Below are 23,881 nucleotides of genomic sequence, written 5' to 3'. Positions count from 1 at the left end.
ATTTGCGCCGGATCGCCTCAGGCCGCCGGTAATCCACGGATAAACGCAATGATTTTCTCGCCCAGCGCCTGTGCCAGCGGCAGTTCCGGATTGAGGTAGCTGTCGCGTTGCGCGTTCATCTCGGCCGGGCTGATGCGCAGGGTGTGGTTCATGCCATCGATCAGCGCCAGCGCTGCATCTGGCTTGGCGGCATGGAGGTTCTCGGCATCCTGCAGGCTGACCTGGATGTCGTTACGCCCCTGCACGATCAGCGCCGGTACCTTCACTGCGGCAAAAGCCGCCGCCGGGTCCTGGCGAAACAGCGACACCAGGTACGGCTGTACGCTGGGCCGGAACACGGCGCGCAGCGGGGCCGGCACGTCGCGCGAGTACTGTCCGGCCTTGAGCCGGTCGATCAGCGCCAGGCCTTGCTGCAGCTCCGTGCCGCTCAGGCGCTCGGCCAGTTGTTCGCGCAGCACCTGGTCCACTGGCCGGCCGCTGCCGGCCAGCGAGATCACTGCGCTGGCCCCGGCCTGTTCGGCGGCCAGGCTGGCGATCAATGCGCCTTCGCTATGGCCAAGCAGGATCAGCGGGCCGAAGCGCGGGTCGGCCTTGAGCGTGCGGCTCCAGGCCACGGCGTCGGCCACATAGCGCTCGACGCTCAGGTTGCGTTCGTCCGGGGTCGCCGGCTGGCTGGCAGCTACCCCGCGCTTGTCGTAGCGCACGCTGGCGATGTGGTTGTTGGCCAGTAACAAGGCCAGGCGCTTGAGGTTATCGATGCGGCCGCTGCCGGGGTTGTTGCCGTCGCGGTCGGTGGGCCCGGAGCCGGCAATGATCAGCACCACTGGTGGCGGGCTGTCACCGCGTGGCAGCAGCAGGCTGCCGTACAGGGTGCCCTGCTCGGTGGCGAGGCTGATCGGGCGTTGCAGAACGGTGGGCGCGGTCGCCTGGGCGAGGCCGCTGAACAGCAGGAAAAGTACAGCGACGAGGCGCAACATTATCTGGCTACTATCGGGGCGATGCGTTTTGGACCGGGCACCGGCAATAAGGTTCGCCGTCAGGGATGAACTGCGTGGTTAGCCTGCGTATACTGGCGGTCTTGTTCAAATCAGGCTGATTCGCGGAGCGTCCTGCATGTCCGGCAATACCTACGGCAAGCTGTTCACTGTCACCACCGCTGGCGAAAGCCATGGTCCGGCGTTGGTCGCCATTGTCGATGGCTGCCCGCCGGGTCTGGAGCTGTCGCTGGCCGACCTGCAGCATGACCTCGACCGGCGCAAGCCGGGCACCAGCCGGCACACCACCCAGCGCCAGGAAGCCGACGAAGTCGAGATCCTCTCCGGTGTGTTCGAAGGGCGTACCACCGGCTGCTCGATCGGCTTGCTGATCCGCAACACCGACCAGAAGTCCAAGGACTACTCGGCGATCAAGGACCTGTTCCGCCCGGCCCACGCCGACTACACCTACCATCACAAGTACGGTGAGCGCGACTACCGTGGCGGCGGCCGCAGTTCGGCGCGGGAAACCGCCATGCGCGTTGCCGCTGGTGCAATCGCGAAGAAGTTCCTTGCCACCCAGGGCATCCGCATCCGCGGCTACATGAGCCAGCTGGGCCCGATCGAGATCCCGTTCAAGACCTGGGAGTCAGTCGAGCAGAATGCCTTCTTCAGCCCCGACCCGGACAAGGTGCCGGAGCTGGAGGCCTACATGGACCAACTGCGCCGCGACCAGGATTCGGTCGGGGCAAAAATCACCGTGGTCGCCGAAGGCGTGATGCCGGGCCTCGGCGAGCCGATCTTCGACCGTCTCGATGCTGAGCTGGCGCATGCGCTGATGAGCATCAACGCGGTCAAGGGTGTGGAAATCGGCGCCGGTTTCGCCTGTGTCGCCCAGCGCGGCACCGAGCACCGCGACGAACTGACCCCGGAAGGCTTCCTCAGTAACAATGCCGGCGGCATCCTCGGCGGTATTTCCTCCGGCCAGCCGATCGTTGCGCACCTGGCGCTCAAGCCGACCTCGAGCATTACCACGCCGGGCCGTTCCATCGACGTCGATGGCAACCCGGTCGATGTCATCACCAAGGGCCGGCACGACCCGTGCGTGGGCATTCGCGCCACGCCGATTGCCGAAGCGATGATGGCCATCGTGCTGATGGACCAGTTGCTGCGTCACCGTGGGCAGAACGCCGACGTGCGTGTCGCCACGCCGGTGCTGGGCCAGTTGTAATGCCGCTGGCCGGCCCGCGCGCCACGGCTTTTTAAGCCGTGGCGGCGATCCCTTACTGGCGCCTGTCCAGCTTCTACCTGTTCTATTTCGCCCTGCTCGGGTCGACGGCGCCGTTCCTGGCGTTGTATTTCGACCACCTGGGCTTCTCCAGCGCGCGAATCGGCGAGCTGGTGGCCATTCCCATGCTGATGCGCTGCATCGCACCGAACCTCTGGGGCTGGCTGGGCGACCGCAGCGGTCGGCGCCTGCTGATCGTGCGCCTGGGCGCGCTGTGCACGCTGGCAAGTTTTTCGCTGATCTTCGTTGCCAAGAGCTACGCCTGGCTGGCGCTGGTGATGGCCCTGCATGCGTTCTTCTGGCACGCGGTGCTGCCGCAGTTCGAAGTCATCACCCTGGCCCACCTCAAGGGGCAGACCGCACGCTATAGCCAGGTCCGCCTGTGGGGGTCGATTGGCTTCATCCTGACCGTAGTCGGCCTCGGTCGGCTGTTTGAGTGGCTCAGCCTGGACATCTACCCGCTGGCGCTGGTGGCGATCATGGCCGGTATCGTCGTGGCCAGCTTGTGGGTGCCCAACGCCCAGCCCCCGGAGCAGGGCGAGCGTGCGGCGGGGGCGGGTTTTCTCAAGCAACTGGCCAGCCCCGGCGTCGCGGCCTTCTACCTGTGCGTGGCCTTGATGCAGTTCAGCCATGGCCCGTATTACACCTTCCTGACCCTGCACCTGGAGCGCCTCGGTTATGCCCGTGGCACCATCGGCATGCTCTGGGCCGTGGGGGTGGTGGCCGAGGTGCTGATGTTCCTGGCGATGAGCTGGATTCTGGCGCGGCTGTCGTTGCGCTGGGTGCTCTGCGCCAGCTTCGTGCTGGCGGCGCTGCGCTGGTTGCTGCTCGGGCATTTTGCCGAGCACCTGGCGCTGCTGCTGTTTGCCCAGGTGCTGCACGCGGCGACCTTCGGCAGTTTCCATGCGGCGGCCATCGCCTTCGTCCAGCGCAGCTTCGGTGCGCGCCAGCAGGGCCAAGGCCAGGCGCTGTATGCGGCGCTGGCCGGCACCGGCGGGGCACTGGGCGCGCTGTATTCGGGCTACAGCTGGAATCTGCTGGGCCCGCTGACCACCTTTAGTATTGCCAGCGTCGCAGCGATGGCGGCAGCCGTTATCATTGCGACCCGATTGAAAGATGCCGTGACATAGGAATTTGCCGATGAGCTGCCTGACCGTTTACCACCAGTCCACCGCCGACATTCCGAACAAGGTGCTGACCCATGCCGAGGACATCGCGGCGACCCTGGCCGAGCAGGGCGTGCGTTTCGAGCAGTGGACCGCGGCTGCGCCGTTGCAGCGCGAGTCCAGCGCGCAGGAGATGATCGCGGCCTATCAGGCCTCGATCGATGCACTGATGAGCGAGCGTGGCTATCGCCATGTGGCGCTGATCAGTGTCAGCGATGAGCCGCCGCAGGACACGCGGCTGCTGGCCGAGCATGTGCGCGATGAAGATGAAGCGCGGCTGTTCGTCAGTGGGCGCGGGCAGTTCAGCCTGCACATTGGCGAGTATGTATATGTGCTGTTGTGCGAGAAGAATGACCTGCTGGTGGTGCCGGCGGGGGTGGCGCACTGGTTCGATCTGGGCGAGAACCCGCGGATGGTGGCCATTCGTATGGGCAACAACCCGCAGGCGCAGGTGCGCTTCACCGGGGAGAAGATCGCCCAGCGTTTTGCACGTCTGGATGATTGATCGGCGCTGAAGCTATCGCGGCGCTAGCCCGCTCCCAGAGGACCGCACTGCCTTTGTGGGAGCGGGTGTGGGAGCGGGCTGGTCCCGCGATGGGCCGCATGGCGACCCCAATTAGCGATAAGTCGGCAACGCAAACCGCTGCTGGCTTTGCAGCATCGAAATCACCGGCAGTTCGCTGGCCTGCTCGGCCAGGTCGCGGCGGATGGCACTGATCGCCCACGACAGCTGCTCGGCGCTGTGCAACTGGCCGTATGACAAGGTCCGTTTCACCAATTTGCCATCGGCCGCGCGCAGGGTCAGCAGGATGCCGCCGTCCGGGCGCGATTGGGTGGTGACGTCGTAGGCAGCGAACACCGAGGCGAATTTTTCCTGGATGAGGTCCATATCAACTCCTGACGGATTGGGTGGCAGACATGGAGTGATAGGTGCAGCGACCGTGCCAGGATCAAGCTTGTTAAAAAATTCTTATAAATCAATGAATTGAGAGTTTGTGCGTTCGGCGTTGCCATGCATTGTGCAAGGTCGTGCAATTTGCACAGTGCATTTTGCAAGGTGCAGGCCAATAGATTTGAACTCTTGGGCCGATGGATTATCCATCGTTGACCCAACGCTGGCCCTGACCAAGACTTGGGCATTTCCGGCAGCCAGGAGGTTCCCCATGTCCGACAAGCAAACCCCCACCCCGATGAACGACGACGAAGCCGTGGCCTTTGCCGAGGAAGTCTTCGCGCGTGCCCGCCAGGGCGATGCCAACATGCTCGGGCGCTTGCTGGAGAACGGCTTGCCCGCCAACCTGCGCAACCACAAGGGCGACACCCTGTTGATGCTCGCCAGCTACCACGGTCACGCCGAGGCCGTCGGTGTGCTGCTGGCGCACGGCGCCGACCCGCTGATAGCCAACGACAACGGCCAGTTGCCGATTGCCGGTGCAGCGTTCAAAGGCGATCTGGAGATGATCCGGTTGCTGCTCGCCCATGGCGTACCGGTCGATGCCGCAGCGGCCGACGGACGCACCGCGCTGATGCTGGCAGCAATGTTCAATCGCACTGCCATCGTCGAGTTCCTGCTCGCACAGGGGGCCGACCCGCAACGCCAGGATGCCAAGGGTATCAGCGCACTCGGCGCCGCCCAGGCGATGGGTGCCGGCGATGCCGCGGCGCAACTGCAAGCGCTGGCCGGCTAACCCTCAGGGGCCGTTTGCGGCTATCCTTGGCGACTTTTTTCCGCGGCGCAGGGCCCCTTCATGAAAAACCAACTGGTTGAACTCATCGGCAAAATCAGCGCCGGCTGCATGCGCGATGAAGACATCGAACGCATTGCCGACGAAGCCGCCCAGGCCTATGCCGACCCTGCCGCGTTCCTCGCCGCCAACCCCGACATCAATTACGACGACACCTTCCCGATCCCGCTGGGCGAATGGATCGTGCTCGGCAGCCTGCCGGACACCGTGCTGTTCCAGGCCGACACCTACCAGGACCTGTTCGCGCAGATCGTCGCCTCGTTCGACGCCAGCGTGCCGTTCAATATCAAGCCCAAGCAATTGGCCAAGGTCGAGCCGCTCACTGCGCTCAACCGCATCCAGGTGCAGATGGGCAGCATGAACAAGGACGCCGGCGGTTATGTGCTGATGAACTTCAGCCAACTGCTCGACGACGAACTGCAACTGGTGCTGGTGTGCGGCAATGACCTGTCGCGGGTGTTGGAACTGTGTGCCGAGGTCGGCATTGCCGCAGCGCCTTCGCTGGAGGCGCTGCGGGTCGCCGTGCACGTTTAACCGAGCGCGGTGTCGAGGAACATCATCACCGCAAAGCCGCCCATCAGGCCCAGGGTTGCCAAGGTCTGGTGGCCGTTGCGGTGGGTTTCCGGGATGACTTCGTGGGACACCACGAAAAGCATCGCCCCGGCGGCCAGGCCCATGCTTACCGGGTAGGCGATGGCAAAGCCGGTCGAGATGCCCAGGCCGATTACTGCCCCCAGTGGCTCCATCAGGCCCGAGCCGATGGCCACCAGCGCCGCTTTCAGGGGCGACAGGCCGGTGGCGCGCAGGGCCAGGGCGACGGCCAGGCCTTCGGGGATGTCCTGAATGGCAATGGCGCTGGTCAGCGGCAGGCCGACATTCATGTCGCCGGTGGCGAAACTCACGCCGATAGCCATGCCTTCGGGCAGGTTGTGCAGGGTGATGGCCAGCACAAACAGCCAGACCCGATTGATCCGTTCCGCCTGCGGCCCGCAGGGGCCGGTGCTTTCATGCTCGTGCGGGGTGAAGCGGTCGAGGCCGAGCATCAGCAGCACGCCCAGGCCCATGCCGACCACCACGGTCAGGGCGGCGAACGGGCCGTTGCCGGTGATTTCGCGGGCGGCGTCGAGGCCCGGCAGAATCAGCGAGAAGGAACTGGCAGCGAGCATCATGCCGGCGGCGAAGCCGAGCATCACGTCCTGGCTGCGCGAGCTGACTTCGCGCAGCACCACGGCCAGGATTGCGCCGAGGGCGGTGGCGGCGAAGCCGGCCAGGCCGCCGAGGAATGCCAGTTCGAGGTTGTCCTTGTTGTCGCCGTGCACTGCGTTCCAGGCGCTGGCCAGCAACAGGCCGATCACCGCCAGCAGGCTCAGCCCGAGGCCGGCACTGAGCCAGGGGCTGGTTTGTGCCTGGCTGAGCCAGGCGCCCCAGAGCGAGGACGGGGCAGGGTTGCTGTGGCTGTGGGCGGGCGGCATGGTGGACCTCTGCGCGACGATTCGATGAACGGAGTGTAACCAGGGTTTTCCCCAGTACGCGACCGGGTTGCCTCTATGGTGCTGATAGCCAGCTATCCTGAGGGGCAGGTTCAACTATCGGAGTGTTGGCATGGGTTCCACGTTCAATGGCCTGGTAGGCCTGATCATTCTGGCTCTGGATATCTGGGCGATCATCAATGTGCTCAAGAGCGGTGCCAGCGGTGGGGCGAAGGTATTGTGGGTGTTGTTGATCCTGCTGCTGCCGGTGCTCGGGCTGATTATCTGGGCCATCGCCGGGCCGCGGGGCAATCTGCGGGTGTAGCGGCTGGCCCCGCGATAGGGCCTTCAGATCAACCACGCGCCTTCCAACTGCAACAACTGCTGCTTGCGCTCCAGCCCGCCGGCAAACCCGGTCAGGCTGCCGTCGCTGCCGATCACCCGGTGGCACGGCACAATCACCGCCACCGGGTTCGCGCCATTGGCCGTGCCCACTGCGCGAATCGCCCGTGGCCGACCGATGCTCTGCGCCAGCCGCGCGTAACTGGTGGTGGTGCCGTACGGAATCTGCTGCAACGCCCACCACACTTCGCGCTGGAACGCCGTACCACGTGGCGCCAGACGCACCTCGAAGCGTTCGCGGCGGCCGGCAAAATATTCATCCAACTGACGCGCCACCGCATCCAGTTGATGCGCTGCCGGGTACCAGCCTTGTGCGAGCTCCCACGGCTGCGCACTGTCCATGTGCAGCAGATGCAGCCCCTGTTCGTCGCCGGCCAGCAACAGGTCGCCGATCGGGCTTGGGTGATATCGGTACAGCATGGCCGGCAGGCTCCTGGCAGGTCGAAGATTCAACGATACTCCAGCGCGAGGCTGGCGCCGTAGAGTTTTTCCAGGTGTGTTTCTGAACGAAATTTTCACATTCGATTGCCGACAATCCGCGCGCGCAATTAATCGTTCGCCCAATCGCCGTGCATCGTCCGGTGGTTTAGGGCACATTAAGCCGTTTCGCTTTACGCCCTCTATAAAAACCGAATCCTAGGATCTCTGCATTCATGGCTAACACGGACGCCTTGCGGCAACAGTCGGCTGCACCTCGCCGGCTGCAACCGACGGTAACATCGCACCTGGCCTACACCCTGTTGTGCGGCCTGGTGATCATGCTGATGCTCAGCCTGGTACGCCTGGCACTGTTGATGTACAACAGCGACATGATCGGCGACACGCCGTACTCCACCGTCGCCGAAGGCTTCCGCAACGGTCTGCGTTTCGACCTGCGGGTGGTGGTTTACCTGAGCATCCCGCTGCTGCTGGCCGTGCTCAGTGCCTGGGCCATGGCCCAGCGCGGCTTCTTCCGCCTGTGGCTGACCCTGGCCTCCAGCGTGGTGATGTTCCTCGGCCTGATGGAGATGGACTTCTACCGCGAGTTCCACCAGCGCCTCAACGGGCTGGTCTTCCAGTACGTCAAGGAAGACCCGAAAACCGTGCTGAGCATGCTCTGGTACGGTTTCCCGGTGGTCCGCTACCTGCTGGCCTGGGCCTTCGGCACCTGGCTGCTGAGCCTGCTGTTCAAAGGCTGCGACCGCATTACCCGGCCGCGCGGCGAGTACGGCAACAACGTCGCCGGGTCCCGCAGCGTGGCGCCGTGGTATACCCGTGGCGTGGTCTTCGTGGTGATCCTGCTGGTGACCGTGGTTGCCGCCCGTGGCACCCTGCGTCAGGGCCCGCCGATGCGCTGGGGCGATGCCTTCACTACCGACTCGAACTTCGTCAACCAGCTTGGCCTGAATGGCACGCTGACCCTGATCGACGCCGCCAAGAGCCGTTTCGGCGAGGACCGCGCCAATGTCTGGAAGGCCACCCTCGACCAAGGCCAGGCTACTCAGACCGTGCGTAGCATGTTGCTGACCGAGCACGACAAACTGGTCGATGCCGACAGCGCCGCGATCCGTCGCGACTTCACCCCGCCGGGGCAGAATACCCTGCCGATCAAGAACGTCGTGGTGATCCTGATGGAAAGCTTCGCCGGCCACTCGGTGGGCGCCCTGGGTAGCCCGAACAACATCACCCCGTATTTCGACAAGCTGGCGAAGGAAGGCCTGCTGTTCGACCGCTTCTTCTCCAACGGCACCCATACCCACCAGGGCATGTTCGCCACCATGGCCTGCTTCCCGAACCTGCCGGGCTTCGAATACCTGATGCAAACCCCCGAAGGCGGGCACAAGCTGTCTGGCCTGCCGGCGCTGCTCAGCGCTCGCGACTACGATGATGTCTATGTCTACAACGGCGACTTCGCCTGGGACAACCAGTCCGGGTTCTTCGGCAACCAGGGCATGACCACCTTCATCGGCCGTAACGACTTCGTCAACCCGGTGTTCTCCGACCCGACCTGGGGCGTTTCCGACCAGGACATGTTCGACCGCGGCGCGCAGGAATTGGCGCACACCTATGGCAAAAAGCCGTTCTATGCCTTGCTGCAGACCCTGTCCAACCACACGCCGTATGCGCTGCCGAAGGACTTGCCGGTTGAGCCGGTAACCGGTCAGGGCCGCCTCGACGAGCACCTCACGGCCATGCGCTATTCCGATTGGGCGCTGGGGCAGTTCTTCGAGAAGGCGCGCAAAGAGCCGTACTTCAAGGAAACCCTGTTCGTGATCGTCGGCGACCACGGTTTTGGCAACCACCAACAGGTGACCGAGCTCGACCTGGGCCGTTTCAACGTGCCGCTGCTGCTGATCGGCCCGGGCATCCAGGAGAAATTCGGTGCGGTCAATCACACCGTCGGTACCCAGGTCGACATCGTGCCCACCGTGATGGGGCGGCTGGGCGGGGAAACCCGTCACCAGTGCTGGGGGCGTGACCTGCTCAACTTGCCGGCCGGCGATCAGGGCATTGGCATGATCAAGCCGTCGGGTAGCGAGCAGATCGTTGGCCTGGTGCAGGGCGACCGGCTGTTGATCGAGTCCAAGGACATGTCGCCGCGGGTTTACCGTTATCAGTTGGGCAAGGAGTTCAATGCCGAACTGATCGAAGCCCCGGACCAGGCTGACATGACGCGCAAACTGGAGTCGTTCATCCAGACCGCGACCAAGAGCCTGCTGGATAACACTGCCGGTGTGGTGCATGGCACGCCGCAGTAAGCGAGGCGTGTGTTGAGAGAAAGGGACCTGCGGGTCCCTTTTTTGTGCCTGCCAGCACACAAAGGGTGTTGAACATTGCCCCCGCACCGCAGGTCAACGGAAGGTAAGGCTGATTCACCGCCGTGCCATCATTGAGGAGACGGCAATGAAAGCATGCGACCTCACCTTTGTGGATCAGACGGGCGAGCGCATCTCGCTGGCGTTCGCCGCCGAGCATAAGCCCCGTGTCGAGGAAGCCGCCCGGCGATCCGCTGCCACCTGTATTCGATCATGGACGAACTCGACCTCAACGATTTCCAGGACCGCGTCAGTTCGCCGACCGCCGTCTGGCTGAAAAAAGAACGCGGCGTTGAAATCTTCCGCATCAGCGAAAAGCCCTGAACCGACTGTCCCGGCTGGCGAGGCAGCGTAATTGCCACTACGCTGCAAGCGAGGTCGTCGGTTTTTTCACCGCGCCTGCCTATCCACCGTTTGCTACACCGCTCGAACGCCCGCCCACGTCCCGCGTGGAGGGCCAGTGCGTCCCGCACTGAAAGTCTATCCATCGCGACGAGGAGGACGATTCATGAGCAGCTTTCAAGAGGACATCAGCAGCACGGTGTTACGCCGCATGAAAGAGGGCGGCTTCAATTTCGCGCAAATCCATCCCATCGAGTTCTATGCGGTATTCCCGGACGAGGAGCGGGCGCGCAGGGCCGCAGGACAGTTTCGCGGAGAGTCGCTCAGTGCCCAGGTGCACGAGTGCGACGACGGCGGTTGGCACCTGGAATTGAGCAAGGTCATGTTCGCCACTTATGGTGGGATCGACGAGTTCGAGCAGGACTTTGAAGCCGTCATTGCCCCGCTGGGCGGGGAAATACAGGGCTGGGGCGTCAAGCAGGAGCGCCCTATCGCCTGATGGTGCCCTGGGCGGCGGCGACCGCCGCTGCGGGGCAGGCAGCGCTTCGCAATGAAGCGCTGGCCCGACACGATGCGTCCGGGCTGCACCAGACAGGTGCAGCGCCGGTTTGGTCATTTTACAAGCGCTTGATTAATAAGGGTTAATGCCGCTGGCACGGGGCTTGCGATAGCTCCGCTGCACGGGTGACAAGGAGTTCGGCATGATCCGCACCTTTTATGATGAGATGTACGCCGCCGACGGCCAGCTCCGTCCGCATTACCGCGAATTTGCACGCTGGTTGGCAGAGACGCCGCCAGAGTTGCTGGCCCAGCGTCGGCGTGAAGCCGACCTGCTGTTCCATCGCGCTGGTATCACCTTCACCTTGTACGGCGACGAGCAGGGCACTGAACGACTGATTCCGTTCGACACCATCCCGCGGGCCATCCCGGCGAGCGAGTGGCGGGTGGTAGAGAAGGGCTGTATCCAGCGGGTCAAGGCGCTCAACCTGTTCCTCGCCGACCTGTATCACGAGCAGCGCATCCTGCGCGCCGGGATCATTCCCGCCGAGCAGGTGCTGGCCAACGAGCAGTATCAACTGGCGATGCAGGGCCTGGACCTGCACCGCGACACCTATGCGCATATTTCCGGGGTCGACCTGGTGCGCGATGGCGACGGCAGCTACTACGTACTGGAGGACAACCTGCGCACCCCCAGCGGCGTCAGCTACATGCTCGAAGACCGCAAGATGATGATGCGGCTGTTCCCCGAACTGTTCGCCGCGCAGCGCATCGCGCCCATCGATCACTACCCCAATCTGCTCCTCGACACCCTGAAAAGCGCCAGCCCGCTGGACGACCCGAGTGTGGTGGTGCTGACTCCGGGGCGCTTCAACAGCGCGTTCTTCGAGCATGCCTTCCTGGCCCGGGAAATGGGCGTGGAACTAGTCGAAGGCGCCGACCTGTTCGTGCGCGACGAGCGCGTGTTCATGCGCACCACCGACGGCCCGAAGGCCGTGGACGTGATCTATCGCCGGCTCGACGATGCTTTCCTCGACCCGCTGGCCTTCAACCCCGAGTCGATGCTCGGCGTGCCCGGTCTGCTGTCGGCCTACCGCTGCGGCAACGTGGCGTTGGCCAACGCCATCGGCACTGGGGTGGCCGACGACAAGTCGATTTACCCGTATGTCACCGACATGATCCGTTTCTACCTGGACGAGGAGCCGATTCTGAAGAACGTGCCGACCTGGCAATGCCGCAAACCCGACGAACTGTCCCATGTGCTGGCGCACCTGCCAGAGTTGGTGGTCAAGGAAACCCAGGGCTCCGGCGGCTACGGCATGCTGGTCGGGCCGGCGTCGACCAAGGCCGAGATCGAGGCCTTCGCTCAACGCATCAAGGCCCGCCCGGCGGCCTACATCGCCCAGCCGACCTTGTCGCTATCGACCTGCCCGACCTTCGTCGAGAACGGCATTGCGCCGCGCCATATCGACCTGCGTCCATTCGTCCTGTCCGGTCGGGAAACTCGCGTGGTGCCCGGCGGCCTGACCCGCGTGGCGCTGCGCGAGGGCTCCCTGGTGGTGAATTCATCCCAGGGCGGCGGAACCAAGGACACCTGGGTAGTGGAGGATTGAACCATGCTCAGTAGAACCGCTTCGGACCTGTACTGGATGTCGCGTTACCTGGAGCGTGCGGAAAACCTCGCGCGGATGCTTGAAGTCAGTTATTCGCTGTCGCTGATGCCACAGGACGGGCGCAGTGACGGCCTCGACGAACTGGCCATGCCGCTGCAGATCACCGGCACCCTGGAAGACTACCTGGAGCGTCACGGCAAGTTGCACGCCGAGCGCCTATTGCACTTTTTTGCCCTCGACCCGGACAACCCGGCGAGCATCTACAGCTGCCTGGGGGCGGCGCGGGCCAGTGCCCACGCGGTGCGCGGCAAGATCACCGCCGACATGTGGGAGAACATCAACGCCACCTGGCTGGAGATCCGTGGCATTGCCGAGCAGGGCCTGGGGCGCTATGGCCTGAGCCGCTTCTGCGAATGGGTACGCGAGCGCTCGCACCTGTTCCGCGGCGCCACCTACGGCACCATCATGCGCAACGACGCGTTCCGCTTCATTCGCCTGGGTACCTTTATCGAGCGCGCCGACAACACCCTGCGCCTGCTCGATGCACGCTACGAAATGCTCGGCGAAGAAGCCGAAGCGGTCAGCGACAGCTCGGCCCGTGGCTATTACGAGTGGAGCGCCTTGCTCCGTGCGCTGTCGTCGTTCGAGGCCTACACCGAGATCTACCGCGATGCACCGGCGGCCCGGCATGTGGCCGAGCTGTTGCTGCTGCGTGCCGACGTGCCGCGCTCGCTGCGTGCCTGTACCGAGGAGATCGACCAGATCCTCGCCAGCCTGCCGGGCATCAACGGCCGCCCGGCGCAGCGCCTGGCCACCGAGATCGACGGGCGGTTGCGCTACACCGGGATCGACGAAATCCTTGGCGCGGGGCTGCACCCGTGGCTGAACCACTACATTCCGCAGGTTCGTGAGCTGGGTAACGCCATTCACCATGCCTACCTGGAGGTCATATGAGACTGACGATCAGTCACGAAACGTCCTACCACTACGAGGACCAGGTACGCACCAGTATCCAGTACCTGCGCCTGACCCCGCCCGATAACCAGCGCCAGCAGGTGCTGTGCTGGGAGCTTGACCTGCCGCGGCCGGTGCGCGCTCAGCGCGATCCGTTTGGCAACATCCTGCATGTGCTGAGCCTGGAAGAGCCGCATGCCGACCTGATCATCTCGGCACGCGGCCAGGTAGAGATCGACCCGACCTGCGAGGCCGAGCATGAGTTGCAGTCGCCGTTGCCATTCCTGCGTTTCACCCGACTGACCGAGGCCGACGACGCCTTGCGCGGTTTCGCCCAGCAACAGTGTGGCCGGCGCCGCGATCGCAGCGCGCTGATCGAGCTGATGGCGGCGCTGCACGAACGCATGCTCTACCGACCCGGCAGCACCGTCGTCGAAACCAGTGCCGCCCAGGCGTTTGCCGGCGGTGCCGGGGTTTGCCAGGACCACGCGCATGCCTTTCTCGCCTGTAGCCGCAGCCTCGGCGTGCCGGCGCGTTATGTGTCCGGCTACCTGTTCGACAACGACAGTCAGCATATGGCCAGCCACGCCTGGGCCGAGGCCTGGCTGGACGGGGCCTGGTACAGTTTCGACGTGACTAATCAGTTGGCCTTGCCCGAGCGGCACCTCAAGCTTGCAGTGGGCCTGGACTACCTTGACGCCTGCCCGGTGCGCGGCATGCGTCGCGGTGGCGGCTACGAGCAGATGCATGCCAGCGTGCTGGTAACCCCGACCCTGGCGGCGCAGCAGCAGTAGACTTCAGGATTTGCGCCCGGCCATGTGCGCCAGGTATGCCAGCAGGTCGTCGAGGTCGCGCTCGCTCAGCACCGTCTCGGCGAACCCCGGCATCTTCGCCTGCGGCCATTGCCGCAGGCTTTGCGGGTCGCGGATCAGACGGCGAAGGAACGCTGGCTGGAAATACTCGGTGGGGTTGTGGGGCCGGTTCAGGTCCGGGCCGAACTGCGCGTCGCCGGCGCCATTGAGGCGGTGGCAGGCCAGGCAGTTTTTCTGGAACTGGGCAAAGCCGCGGTTGACTGGGTCGTCGGCGGCCAGTTGCGGGTCCGGACGCAGCGCCGGGAAGCGTTCGGCCAGCGGTGCCAGGCGGCGAATGCTGGCCACCTGAAACGGCCATTGCTCAGGGCTGATCGCACTGGCTTCCGGGTGGCTCCAGACCAGGTAGAACGGGCCAGCACTCGGCTTGCCTGGTGCCAGCGGCGGCCAGGGCTGCTGCGGGTCTTCGATAGCCAGCCAGGCGCGCGCCGGGCCTTCCTGCAACAGCGGTGCGGCCTCCAGTTCGGCGGCAAAGCCATCCAGGGCCACCACCTGCAGGTGATCGCCCGGCTGCACCCCCTCAAGCAGCGCCGCCAGCGGCACGGCACGGTAGTACACGGGCTTCTTGTAGGAAACATCGTTGTCGATGCGCAGGTCCTGGGCCTTGGGGTGGCGCAGCAGCGCTTCGCTTTGCCAGGTGCGGCCAGTGGCGCCCAGTTCGAGGGTCAGTTGTGCGGCCTGCAAGGGCAGGCACAGCAGCAGGCACAGCAGGGCAAGGCAGCGACGCATGCGCAGGTCTCCAACCGGAAGGAATCGGCAGCATACACCAGCGCAGCGATGGCACAGAGGAACGGGCGGGGCACGTGGTTCAGCCGAACAGACGGGTAAGGTTCGGTAGAATCAACAGCAGGGTGGTGGCGAACAAAATGAGCCCGGCCTGACGTACTTTGGAGTGTTTGAACATGGCTGACTGCCTTTTTGTTGTTATTCCTGTTTGCCCGACGGCATCCTTGTCCAGGGTTCGCACGCCAATGAAATCGGGGCCTGCGCGAACCGGCTGAGCATCGGTATACAACTAACCTTAGGGTTAACGTCACCCGTGTTTTAGATCGCTTTCGTCTGTATATGTTTTTTATCCGTCAGATTGGCTATGAGGCTTATTGCTATCTGCGGATGACGCGGCACGCTAGACACCTTTACCCGCCGCGCACGTGGATCCCGTTGAGATGACCGTTCGTCTGACTCTGCTATTGCTTACCGCGGCCTTTCGCGGCAGGCTCTACGGGGCATTTCCGCCTTCTGTCGTTCAGGACTAAATCTATGTCGTTACGCATCTGCATCCTGGAAACCGACGTCCTGCGACCCGAGCTGGTCGAGCAGTATCAGGGCTACGGACGGATGTTCGAGCAACTGTTTACCCGCCAGCCGATCGCCGCCGAATTCAGCGTTTATAACGTGACGCGCGACGAGTATCCGCAGGACGACCAGGTATTCGATGCCTACCTGGTGACTGGCAGCAAGGCCGACTCGTTCGGCAACGATCCGTGGATCGAGAAGCTCAAGACCTTCCTGCTCGAACACTATCAGCGTGGCGACAAGCTGCTGGGCGTGTGTTTCGGCCATCAGTTGCTGGCGCTGCTGCTCGGTGGCAAGAGCGAGCGCGCCACCCAGGGCTGGGGCGTCGGTACCCATCGCTATGTAATGAATGCCAAGGCGCCGTGGATGAGCCCGCAGGTCGAGGAGCTGACCTTGCTGATCAGTCATCAGGACCAGGTCACCCGCCTGCCGGAAAATGCCACGGTGATTGCTTCCAGCGATTTCTGCGCGAATGCCGCCTATCACATTGGCGACCAGGTGCTGTGCTTCCAGGGGCACCCGGAATTTATCCACGACTACTCGCGGGCGCTGCTCGAACTGCGTCAGGACAACCTCGGCCCTGAGGTCTACCGCAAAGGTATCGACAGCCTGGTGCACGAGCACCAGGGCAGTACGGTGGCCGAGTGGATGATGCGTTTCGTCGCGCACAAACCCCAGGGTAACGCCTGAGGTTGCCGGCTACAGCCAGCCGGAGCGCTTGAAGCTGGCGTAGAGCCCGGTACAGCCGAGAGCGATCACGCCCAGCACGCTGAAATAGCCGTAGTGCCAGCCCAGCTCCGGCATGTTCTGGAAGTTCATCCCGTAGATCCCGGCCACCGCGGTCGGGAAGGCCAGGATCGCGGCCCAGGCGGCGAATTTGCGCTGGGTGATGCTCTGGCGTGACGACTCCAGCAACATGCCGATCTCGATGGTCTGGCTGGCGATATCGCGGATCCCGGCCAGGTCTTCCATCTGTCGGGTGACGTGGATCTGCACATCGCGAAAATACGGGCGCATGTTCTTGTCGATGAACGGGAAGGTCAGGCGTTGCAGTTCCTCGCTGATCTCGACCATCGGCGCCACGTAGCGCCGCAGGCGCAGCAGGTCGCGGCGCAGGCCGTGGATGCGGCGGATGTCCTCTTCCTGCAGCGAGCCGCCCAGCACGCTGTGCTCCAGCTCTTCGATTTCGCCATGAATGGCTTCGGTCACCGGCTGGTAGTTCTCGGTAACGAAGTCGAGCAGGGCGTACAGCACGAAGTCTTCACCATGCTCCAGCAGCAGCGGGCGCGCCTCGCAGCGCTGGCGCACCAGTGCGTAGGACTTCGAATGACCGTTGCGGCAGGTGATGATGTAGCCGTTGCCGGCGAAGATGTGCGTTTCGATGAACTCCAGCTTGCCTTCATGGCGCACTGGCGAATAGGTGACGATGAACAGCGCGTCGCCGAAGGTTTCCAGCTTCGGCCGGCTGTGTTTTTCCAGGGCGTCTTCGATGGCCAGTTCGTGCAGGTTGAACTGGCGTTGCAGGTTCGCCAGTTCCTGGGCGTTGGGCTCTTCAAGGCCAATCCAGACGAAGTGCCCGGGCCTGGCCGCCCATTGCGCACCTTCGTCGAGGCTGATGTTGGTGACTTTCCTGCCGGCGCTGTACACCGCTGCCGCAACGACTCGACCCATGGTTGTCCGCTTCTGCTGGTTATCGTGAACCGTAGCTTGGTCGGTCTACCGGCAAACGGCAACCGTTCAGGCGGCTTGCAGTTCGCTTTCCATGCTGTCGATGCAGCGTTGCATCTGTGCGCGGCATTGTTCCATGAGGGCGGGGACGTCCTGGTGGGTCAGGCCGGCGGTGGCGATCGGCGCGAGCGAACGGATGATCACCTTGCTGCGCCGCCAGCTATTGAGCTTGACCCGCTTGGCGTAGCGACTGACGCACACCGGCACGATTGGCACGCCGGCTTCGACGGCCAGGTGGAAGGCGCCTTTCTTGAACGGGTTCAACAGGTCGGCGGGGTTGCGCGTGCCTTCCGGGAAGATCCAGATCGAGGTGTTCTGCTCTTGCAGGGTCCGGGTGGTGGTCTGCATGGCGCGGCGTGCCTGATAGGCGTTGCCACGGTCGATCAGCACATTGCCGCCCAGCCAGAACAACTGGCCGAACAGCGGCACCCACTTCAGGCTTTTCTTGCCGATGCACACGGTGCGTGGCGGCACCACGTGGCCGAGCACGAACAGGTCGTAGTTGGACTGATGGTTGGCGACGATCACGCAACCGGGTGGCTGGTCGAACAGCGGGCCGACTTCGGCCTGCACGTCGAGGCGCATGAGCCAGGTGGCGGGCCAGCCGTAGATACGCGCGAAGAGCCGGCTATTGTCGGGGTTGAAGGGCCGGCAGAGGCCGATCAGCACGCCGAGAATCCCGGCCAGAATGAAATGCAGCCCCAAGAGCAGCATGCGGAACAGATAAAGCATCGTACGACTCACACCAGGCAAACGCGGCGCAGTGTACGGTTGTGCACGGGGTTCAGCAAACGAAGGTTTTTATTGTTACAAATGCACTCGTTCGGGTGCCTTTGCTGCCATTGCCCCTGAAGGCTGGCCACCCCTGTGGGCGCCGGCCTTGCCAGCGACGAGGCCGCTGTGGCGGCTATCGCTGGCACGCTCAGCACCGGTAGAACAAATGCCCACCGATGCAGCCTGTATGGGCCTTAGCCCATGTGCTCCTGATCGCGAATGATCGCCTCGTCGAGCAGCTCGAGCAGGCCTTTGCGCACTTTCAGTTTGGTGTTCTTGTGCGCCAGCATGTTGATCTTCTTCAACTGCCGTGCCGCGGCCAGTGCGGTCTCGTGCAGTTGCTCGGCTGGCACCACCTTGTCGAGGAAGCCGGCATCCACGGCGCTGATCGGGTCGAACATCTCGGCATTGATCACCGAGCGGTGGAAGGCCGAGCGGCGCAGGCGATCACGGGCCAGCTCGATGCCGGCGTGGTGCATGGTCATGCCGATCTGCACTTCGTTCAGGCCGATGCTGAATGGGCCTTCGACACCAATGCGGTAATCGGCCGAGAGCAACAGGAACGCGCCCTTGGCCACGGCATGCCCTGGGCAGGCAACGATCACCGGGAACGGGTGCGACAGCAGGCGACGGGCCAGGGTGGAACCGGCGGTGACCAGCGACACGGCTTCTTTCGGGCCGGCGGTCATGACCTTGAGGTCGTAGCCGCCGGAGAGAATGCCGGGCTGGCCGGTGATGATTACCACGGCGCGGTCGGCAACCGCCTGGTCGAGCGCGGCGTTGAAGGCAGCGATGACGTCGGGCGAAATGGCATTGACCTTGCCGTTGTTCAGCGTCAGGGTGGCAATGCCGTCGTCCAACTGGTAGGTAATCAGGTCACTCATGACAGGGTTCCTTGAGGAGAAGTGGGGCAGACGTTACCCAGCAGTTGCGGTCAGGTAAAGCACGAAGGTTGACCAACTGGTCACATGAGCCTGGGTGGTTTCTGCAAGCGCATGAAAATTCTGAAAAAAACCTTTGCCATCTAAAGCCCTTTCGACTACATTAGCGCGCCTCGACAGGCTGAATAGCTTGAAGAGATACGGTGAAGTGTCCGAGTGGCTGAAGGAGCACGCCTGGAAAGTGTGTATACAGGAAACTGTATCAAGGGTTCGAATCCCTTCTTCACCGCCATATTCGATACGCGAAAAGCCCCCGAACTTGAGAGAGTTCGGGGGCTTTTTGTTTGTGCCTGGAAAAGCCCGGGTCCAGCTGCGGTTGATCCGCTGGGAGCTGGCCTTGCCAGCGATAGGGCCTTTACCGGCCTCATCGCCGGCAAAGCCGGCCCACAGGGTTGCAGGGGGTGTTTCTAGAAGCTCACTGTCGCCGCTACCCGCGCGGTGCGCGGTGCGCCCTGGAACAGATAGCCGTCGCCCAGGTACTCGCCGGCATCGCGCCAGTAGGTACGGTCGAACAGGTTGTCCAGCGTCAGCCGCAGCACGGTGTCGTAGCCGCCAATCCGTGTGCGGTAGCGGCTGCCAATATCCACCACCGAATACCCACCCACTTCCACGGTGCCGGCGTAATTGGCGTACTTGCTCGCGCTGTAGCGCACACCGCCGAGCAGGGCCAGGCCTGGCACCTCGTCAATGGCGTAGTCGGCCTGCAACGCCGCGCGGAAGTTCGGTACGTTTAGCGCCTGATGATCGTCATAAGCTGCAGTGCCGCTGCCGTTCACCCGTGCACGGATCGCCGCCGCGCTGGCGTTGATTTGCAAGCGCGAGGTCAACCAACCGCTGGCGTTGAGCTCCAGCCCGGTGTTCTTTTGCTGGCCCTGCTGCACGTAAGTGAAGCTGTCATCCCCGTTCGGCCGCGCATATTGATAAGCCTGACGCAGCTGGAACACTGCTGCGCTCAGGCTCATGCGCTGCCAGTCGCGCTTGATGCCCAGTTCGAGCTGGCGCGAGGTGGTCGGGGCGAGGATCTCCTGGTAGTTATCGGTCACCAGCGGCGCCGCCCCGCCTGCGGAAAGGCCCTTGCTGTAACTGGCATACAGCGAAACATCCGCGCGGGGTTTGTAGATCAGTGCCGCATTGGGTAGCAGTTCATAGCGGCGGGTATGGCGCAATGTCTCGCCGCCATCATTGAAGGCTTCTTCGTCCAGCCGCAGCAGGCGTGCGCCAATCACGCTCTGCCAGTGTTCGTTGAAGCTGACCTTGTCGCTGGCGAATAGACCATACTGGCGGCTATCCAGGCGACGCTTGCTACCGGCCACAGACCGGTCGGACGGTGCGAACTGTTCGGTCGGCTGATGGATATTGCCGCTACCGACGTACTCTGAGAACGACGGGCGGAAGTCTATGGTGCGTCTCTGGGCGCTACTGCCAATGCTCAGGTCATGTTCCAGACCCGCGGTGGTGAAGCGACCGTTCAGGACAGCCTGTGTCTCGTCCGTCTGGCGGGTATCGTCGGGGCTGCGGTAGTCGTAAATTTCGTAGTCGCCATTCGGGCCGAAGTAATTGCCCGGAGGTGGGTTCTCGCAGGCGCTGTCATAGCAACCAAAAGCAAACGAACTGTAGTCATCGATCACCACCCGGCTGCGCGACGCGCTAAGGCTGCCGGTCCAGGCGTCGTTGAAGCGGTACTCGAAGCGCCCGCCGAGGTTCAGCGAGTCGATCTGCACCGGCTTGGCCCAGTGCTGGTAAGCCAGCCGGTCCTTGGGGTCGACGTCATGCGGCAGGCGGTTGCCACCGAGCAACTGGTAGCCCGGCACCGAGCGTTGCTCACGTTGCTGATACTCGACATCCAATTGCAGCAGGGCATCCGGGTTGATCTGCCAGTCGAAGGCCAGCGAGGCGAAATCCCGCTTGCCATCGGCATGGTCGACGTAGGAACGGATGTCCTCATGCGCCAGGTTGGCGCGCAGGCCGAACTGCCGCTCGCTGCCGAACCAGCCGCCGAGGTCGCTGGCGATGTAGCGTTCGCCCTGTTCGTTGCTCGACACACTCAGGCTGCGCACCTCTTCGGGCCGCTTGGTCACGTAGTTGATCAGCCCGCCCGGCTCCGACACGCCGCTCTGCAAGCCCGACAGGCCCTTGAGCAGTTCTACCTGCTGCTTGTTCTCCAGCGCCACATTCTGCTCGCCGGCGAGGGTCTGGCCATTGATCTTGTAGCTGTGCGCCGCGTCGAGGCTGAAGCCGCGCACCATGAAGTTTTCGTAATAGCCCACGGGCGCGTAGTTGTCGCCCACCGAGGCGTCGCTCTGCAGCACCTCGCTGAGCAGGCGCACCTGGCGGTCCTGTAGCAGCTGTTCGCTGAACACCGCCACCGAGGCTGGCGTATCCAGCAACGGCGCGGCACTGAAGCCGGCGACCGCCGCCTGGCGCGGTGCGTAACCATCGAGGTAGTCGTCGGAAACCGACAGCGGGGCGAGCGTGACAGGCGCAGCGGCAACAGCCGGCGCACTGCCGAGCGCCAGACCCAGGCTCAACAGGCTGGAAGGCAGGCAGGGGCGAAGCGAGGTCATGCGGGAAAACTCCTTGATGGCCGCAGCAGGCGCATTGCGCGCGGGCGCCATCTTAGCAGGGGCAACCGCGCTGCGGTGCCCCCGAATTGATTGCCGATTCAAGGAGTTGATCGATTGCTATCGATGCGCGTCTACGGCCGTTGCGGCAACTGGCTGGTCCGCCGCCAGTGGCCGTCGAGGCGTGACCAGGTCTTGCCGTCGGTAACCGCGAGCAACTTGCGACCGTCCTTGAAGGTGGCCAGAAAGGTCACCTCTTCGTCCTTGCCGCCCAGCCAGAGCCCGGCAATCAGGCCCAGCGGGCCGGCAAACAGGGCCCCGGCCATGCCCCAGCCAAGGGCGCTGCCAAGGTTGCGACTGAATTCCTGATTCGCGACTTTCATGTCCTTGATCCGCGACAGGGCGATTTTTTCTCCGGGAGAGGGACTGCGGGCGGTCTTGAGTGTGAGCGATCCATTGCGGTACTCGCCTTCACCTTGCAAGAAATCGCCGGATTGCACCGTGAGTCTTGTCATAAGGGTGTCCAGGTTGAGAGGGCTGTTGACCAATCCCTACTGAGCGCCACGTCGACCGCCAAGTCAATCGGTAGGCGACGGAGGGTCGCTGACAGTCGTTATTACAGAGAAAGTTTCACAATTACTCAGTTCGTTTAATTTAGTCGCTTGTCGCATTTTCATAACTAAAGTTCGGCATTCATAAAATAGAACCGATCAGTCATTTTGTATTTCAACGGTGCAGAATGGTTTTTACGATATATCGCGATTTGCGCAAACAGATGCAGCGCAAGTATCAGGCGGGCTGCACCGATTTATCTGTTTGTCTGATTGTGAAAGCGTCAAAATTGACGTCAAAAAAAGCTGGACAGTTTAATTCTTCGTGTGTCAGTTTTTCCCGGCCTTATAAAGGCGAGTGATAGGACGATCTCGCCATGGGAGCGTCCTGTCGGACAAAAACGGCTTTTTTGTAAACAAGGAAGTGTCTGAATGTCGAAAGTCAAAGAAACGGCTATTGCATCGGCGTTGTCAGCAGTCAATCCGCAGGGCGCAAGTGCTGCGTACAGCTCGATCAATAGCTTCAGCCATCAATACGATCGCGGTGCCGGCACTATCAATGGCAAACCTTCGTTCACGGTCGACCAGGCCGCGACCCAATTGCTGCGCGATGGCGCGGCCTGGGTCGACGTGAACAAGGACGGTGCGATCAACCTGACCTATACGTTCCTGACCCGCGCACCGGCCGATTTCGACCGGGAGTTGGGCTCGTTCAGTGCCTTCTCGGCTCAACAGAAGGCCCAGGCCAAGCTGTCGATGCAGTCCTGGTCTGACGTGGCGAAGGTTACCTTCCAGGAGTCGGCGTCGGGTGGCGACGGTCACATGACCTTCGGCAACTACAGCGACGGCAGCAGCGGCGGGGCGGCCTTTGCCTACCTGCCGTTCCAGCAGCCGGGTTCGCACAAGGGTGAGTCCTGGTACCTGATCAACAGTCAGTACCGCGAGAACGTCAACCCGGACAATGGCAACTACGGTCGCCAGACCTTGACCCACGAGATCGGTCACGTACTCGGTCTGTCCCACCCCGGCGACTACAACGCCGGTCAGGGCTACCCGACCTACAACGATGCGTCCTATGCCCAGGACACCCGTGGCTATAGCGTGATGAGCTACTGGAGCGAGAGCAATACCAGCCAGAACTTCAGCAAAGGCGGCGTCGTGACCTACTCGTCGGCGCCGCTGGTGGACGATATTGCCGCGATCCAGAAACTCTACGGGGCCAATTACGCGACCCGTTCCGGCGACACGGTCTACGGCTTCAACGCCACGGCCGACCGTGACTTCTACTCGGCGACCTCGGCGTCGTCGAAAGTGGTCTTCGCGGTGTGGGATGGCGGCGGTAACGATACCCTGGACTTCTCCGGGTTCACCCAGAACCAGAAGATCAACCTCAATGAGGCCTCGTTCTCCGACGTCGGCGGCATGATTGGCAACATTTCCATTGCCAAGGGAGTCACCGTGGAGAACGCCATCGGCGGTTCGGGCAACGACCTGCTGATCGGCAATGCGGCCGCCAACGAGCTCAAGGGCGGCGCCGGTAACGACATCATCTTCGGCGGTGGCGGGGCCGACAAACTGTGGGGCGGCGCCGGCAAGGACACCTTCGTGTTCTCTGCCAGCAGCGACTCGCGTCCGGGTGCAGCCGACAAGATCATGGATTTTGTCAGCGGCCAGGACAAGATCGACCTGTCCGGCTTCACGGCCTTTGCGCAGAGCAAACTGCCGCTGCAGTTCGTCGATGCCTTCAGCGGGCATGCGGGCGAAGCGGTGCTGAGCTATGACCAGGGCAGCAACCTGGGTAGCCTGGCAGTGGACTTCGGCGGTTTCGGCCAAGCCGATTTCCTGGTGACTACTGTCGGTCAGGCCGTCGCTACGGATATCGTGGTCTGATTGCTGGTCCAACGGGGGTAGCGCG

At 63.1% G+C, this 23,881-nt stretch carries 23 protein-coding genes, 1 tRNA gene and 1 pseudogene; 15 read left to right on the top strand and 10 right to left on the bottom strand.

Features of this window, described 5'->3' with window-relative positions:
- Nucleotides 1-17: 17 nt before the first annotated feature.
- The gene (locus tag DCO48_RS00610; RefSeq protein ID WP_116548694.1) at nt 18-980 is read right to left on the bottom strand and encodes an alpha/beta hydrolase; all 963 of its coding nucleotides are present in this window, start codon (nt 978-980) and stop codon (nt 18-20) included.
- A gap of 133 nt (nt 981-1,113) precedes the next feature.
- Here DCO48_RS00610 and aroC point away from each other — a divergent pair, with 133 nt between their 5' ends.
- The 3 genes from aroC to DCO48_RS00595 are packed head-to-tail and all read left to right on the top strand — an operon-like array spanning nt 1,114 to nt 3,933.
- A complete protein-coding gene (gene aroC / locus DCO48_RS00605) occupies nt 1,114-2,205 on the top strand; it encodes a chorismate synthase (protein ID WP_116548693.1) in 1,092 nt (363 codons plus the stop codon).
- Nucleotides 2,206-2,243: 38 nt separating this feature from the next.
- Nucleotides 2,244-3,392 (top strand): MFS transporter, encoded by a 1,149-nt coding sequence (locus DCO48_RS00600; RefSeq protein WP_116548692.1) that lies wholly within the window; start codon nt 2,244-2,246, stop codon nt 3,390-3,392.
- Nucleotides 3,393-3,402: 10 nt separating this feature from the next.
- Nucleotides 3,403-3,933, top strand: a complete 531-nt coding sequence (locus tag DCO48_RS00595) for an acireductone dioxygenase (RefSeq protein ID WP_116548691.1) — start codon at nt 3,403-3,405, stop codon at nt 3,931-3,933.
- 111 nt (nt 3,934-4,044) lie between these two features.
- On the opposite strand, the gene DCO48_RS00590 is transcribed toward DCO48_RS00595, so the two are convergent.
- The gene (locus DCO48_RS00590) at nt 4,045-4,317 is read right to left on the bottom strand and encodes a DUF3509 domain-containing protein (RefSeq protein WP_116548690.1); all 273 of its coding nucleotides are present in this window, start codon (nt 4,315-4,317) and stop codon (nt 4,045-4,047) included.
- 274 nt (nt 4,318-4,591) lie between these two features.
- On the opposite strand from DCO48_RS00590, the gene DCO48_RS00585 reads away from it, so the two are divergent.
- Nucleotides 4,592-5,116 (top strand): ankyrin repeat domain-containing protein, encoded by a 525-nt coding sequence (locus DCO48_RS00585; protein ID WP_116548689.1) that lies wholly within the window; start codon nt 4,592-4,594, stop codon nt 5,114-5,116.
- A gap of 60 nt (nt 5,117-5,176) precedes the next feature.
- On the top strand, nt 5,177-5,707 hold the full coding sequence (locus DCO48_RS00580; protein ID WP_116548688.1) for a hypothetical protein: 531 nt from the start codon (nt 5,177-5,179) through the stop codon (nt 5,705-5,707).
- On the opposite strand, the gene DCO48_RS00575 is transcribed toward DCO48_RS00580, so the two are convergent.
- The gene (locus DCO48_RS00575) at nt 5,704-6,645 is read right to left on the bottom strand and encodes a ZIP family metal transporter (protein ID WP_116548687.1); all 942 of its coding nucleotides are present in this window, start codon (nt 6,643-6,645) and stop codon (nt 5,704-5,706) included. The two genes, DCO48_RS00580 and DCO48_RS00575, sit on opposite strands and share 4 nt — an antisense overlap.
- Before the next feature lie 130 nt (nt 6,646-6,775).
- Here DCO48_RS00575 and DCO48_RS00570 point away from each other — a divergent pair, with 130 nt between their 5' ends.
- On the top strand, nt 6,776-6,967 hold the full coding sequence (locus tag DCO48_RS00570; protein WP_116548686.1) for a PLDc N-terminal domain-containing protein: 192 nt from the start codon (nt 6,776-6,778) through the stop codon (nt 6,965-6,967).
- A gap of 23 nt (nt 6,968-6,990) precedes the next feature.
- On the opposite strand, the gene DCO48_RS00565 is transcribed toward DCO48_RS00570, so the two are convergent.
- The gene (locus DCO48_RS00565) at nt 6,991-7,464 is read right to left on the bottom strand and encodes a methylated-DNA--[protein]-cysteine S-methyltransferase (protein ID WP_116548685.1); all 474 of its coding nucleotides are present in this window, start codon (nt 7,462-7,464) and stop codon (nt 6,991-6,993) included.
- A 233-nt stretch (nt 7,465-7,697) separates the two neighbouring features.
- Between DCO48_RS00565 and DCO48_RS00560 the strand changes: the two genes are divergently transcribed.
- The 6 genes and pseudogenes from DCO48_RS00560 to DCO48_RS00535 all read left to right on the top strand — a co-directional run bounded on the left by DCO48_RS00560 (nt 7,698) and on the right by DCO48_RS00535 (nt 14,040).
- Nucleotides 7,698-9,782, top strand: coding sequence for an LTA synthase family protein (locus DCO48_RS00560; RefSeq protein ID WP_116548684.1), 2,085 nt, complete (start codon nt 7,698-7,700; stop codon nt 9,780-9,782).
- A 145-nt stretch (nt 9,783-9,927) separates the two neighbouring features.
- Nucleotides 9,928-10,163 (top strand): annotated as a pseudogene (locus DCO48_RS00555) (hypothetical protein).
- 184 nt (nt 10,164-10,347) lie between these two features.
- Nucleotides 10,348-10,680, top strand: coding sequence for a ribonuclease E inhibitor RraB (locus DCO48_RS00550; RefSeq protein ID WP_116548683.1), 333 nt, complete (start codon nt 10,348-10,350; stop codon nt 10,678-10,680).
- Nucleotides 10,681-10,882: 202 nt separating this feature from the next.
- Nucleotides 10,883-12,292: a circularly permuted type 2 ATP-grasp protein gene (locus DCO48_RS00545; RefSeq protein ID WP_116548682.1), complete on the top strand. Its 1,410-nt coding sequence runs from the start codon at nt 10,883-10,885 to the stop codon at nt 12,290-12,292.
- A gap of 3 nt (nt 12,293-12,295) precedes the next feature.
- On the top strand, nt 12,296-13,246 hold the full coding sequence (locus DCO48_RS00540) for an alpha-E domain-containing protein (protein WP_116548681.1): 951 nt from the start codon (nt 12,296-12,298) through the stop codon (nt 13,244-13,246).
- Nucleotides 13,243-14,040: a transglutaminase family protein gene (locus DCO48_RS00535; RefSeq protein WP_116548680.1), complete on the top strand. Its 798-nt coding sequence runs from the start codon at nt 13,243-13,245 to the stop codon at nt 14,038-14,040. Before DCO48_RS00540 ends, DCO48_RS00535 begins: the two co-directional genes overlap by 4 nt.
- A 3-nt stretch (nt 14,041-14,043) precedes the next feature.
- Here DCO48_RS00535 and DCO48_RS00530 read toward each other — a convergent pair whose 3' ends face one another.
- Entirely contained in the window at nt 14,044-14,844 is an 801-nt protein-coding gene (locus DCO48_RS00530) for a cytochrome c (RefSeq protein ID WP_116548679.1), read from the bottom strand.
- Between the two features lie 531 nt (nt 14,845-15,375).
- On the opposite strand from DCO48_RS00530, the gene DCO48_RS00525 reads away from it, so the two are divergent.
- A complete protein-coding gene (locus DCO48_RS00525) occupies nt 15,376-16,101 on the top strand; it encodes an amidotransferase (protein WP_116548678.1) in 726 nt (241 codons plus the stop codon).
- A 9-nt stretch (nt 16,102-16,110) separates the two neighbouring features.
- Here the strand turns inward: DCO48_RS00525 and DCO48_RS00520 are convergent, their stop codons facing one another.
- The 3 genes from DCO48_RS00520 to DCO48_RS00510 form a co-directional block, all read right to left on the bottom strand.
- On the bottom strand, nt 16,111-17,082 hold the full coding sequence (locus DCO48_RS00520) for a magnesium and cobalt transport protein CorA (RefSeq protein ID WP_116548677.1): 972 nt from the start codon (nt 17,080-17,082) through the stop codon (nt 16,111-16,113).
- A gap of 66 nt (nt 17,083-17,148) precedes the next feature.
- On the bottom strand, nt 17,149-17,871 hold the full coding sequence (locus DCO48_RS00515; protein WP_116548676.1) for a 1-acyl-sn-glycerol-3-phosphate acyltransferase: 723 nt from the start codon (nt 17,869-17,871) through the stop codon (nt 17,149-17,151).
- Nucleotides 17,872-18,107: 236 nt separating this feature from the next.
- Nucleotides 18,108-18,797, bottom strand: a complete 690-nt coding sequence (locus DCO48_RS00510) for a crotonase/enoyl-CoA hydratase family protein (protein WP_116548675.1) — start codon at nt 18,795-18,797, stop codon at nt 18,108-18,110.
- Nucleotides 18,798-18,996: 199 nt separating this feature from the next.
- Between DCO48_RS00510 and DCO48_RS00505 the strand changes: the two genes are divergently transcribed.
- Nucleotides 18,997-19,086: transfer RNA gene (locus DCO48_RS00505), tRNA-Ser, on the top strand.
- Between the two features lie 175 nt (nt 19,087-19,261).
- On the opposite strand, the gene DCO48_RS00500 is transcribed toward DCO48_RS00505, so the two are convergent.
- Nucleotides 19,262-21,418: a TonB-dependent siderophore receptor gene (locus DCO48_RS00500; RefSeq protein WP_116548674.1), complete on the bottom strand. Its 2,157-nt coding sequence runs from the start codon at nt 21,416-21,418 to the stop codon at nt 19,262-19,264.
- A gap of 131 nt (nt 21,419-21,549) precedes the next feature.
- Nucleotides 21,550-21,930 carry a hypothetical protein gene (locus tag DCO48_RS00495; protein WP_116548673.1) on the bottom strand — a complete coding sequence of 127 codons (381 nt, stop codon included), beginning with the start codon at nt 21,928-21,930 and terminating at the stop codon, nt 21,550-21,552.
- Between the two features lie 468 nt (nt 21,931-22,398).
- Here DCO48_RS00495 and DCO48_RS00490 point away from each other — a divergent pair, with 468 nt between their 5' ends.
- A complete protein-coding gene (locus DCO48_RS00490) occupies nt 22,399-23,856 on the top strand; it encodes a serralysin family metalloprotease (protein WP_116548672.1) in 1,458 nt (485 codons plus the stop codon).
- The last annotated feature ends 25 nt before the right edge of the window (nt 23,857-23,881 follow it).

Origin of the sequence: Pseudomonas sp. SDI (assembly GCF_003105155.1) — a bacterium.
Taxonomy (GTDB): Bacteria; Pseudomonadota; Gammaproteobacteria; order Pseudomonadales; family Pseudomonadaceae; genus Aquipseudomonas.
This window is presented reverse-complemented; position numbering and strand designations above follow the sequence as displayed.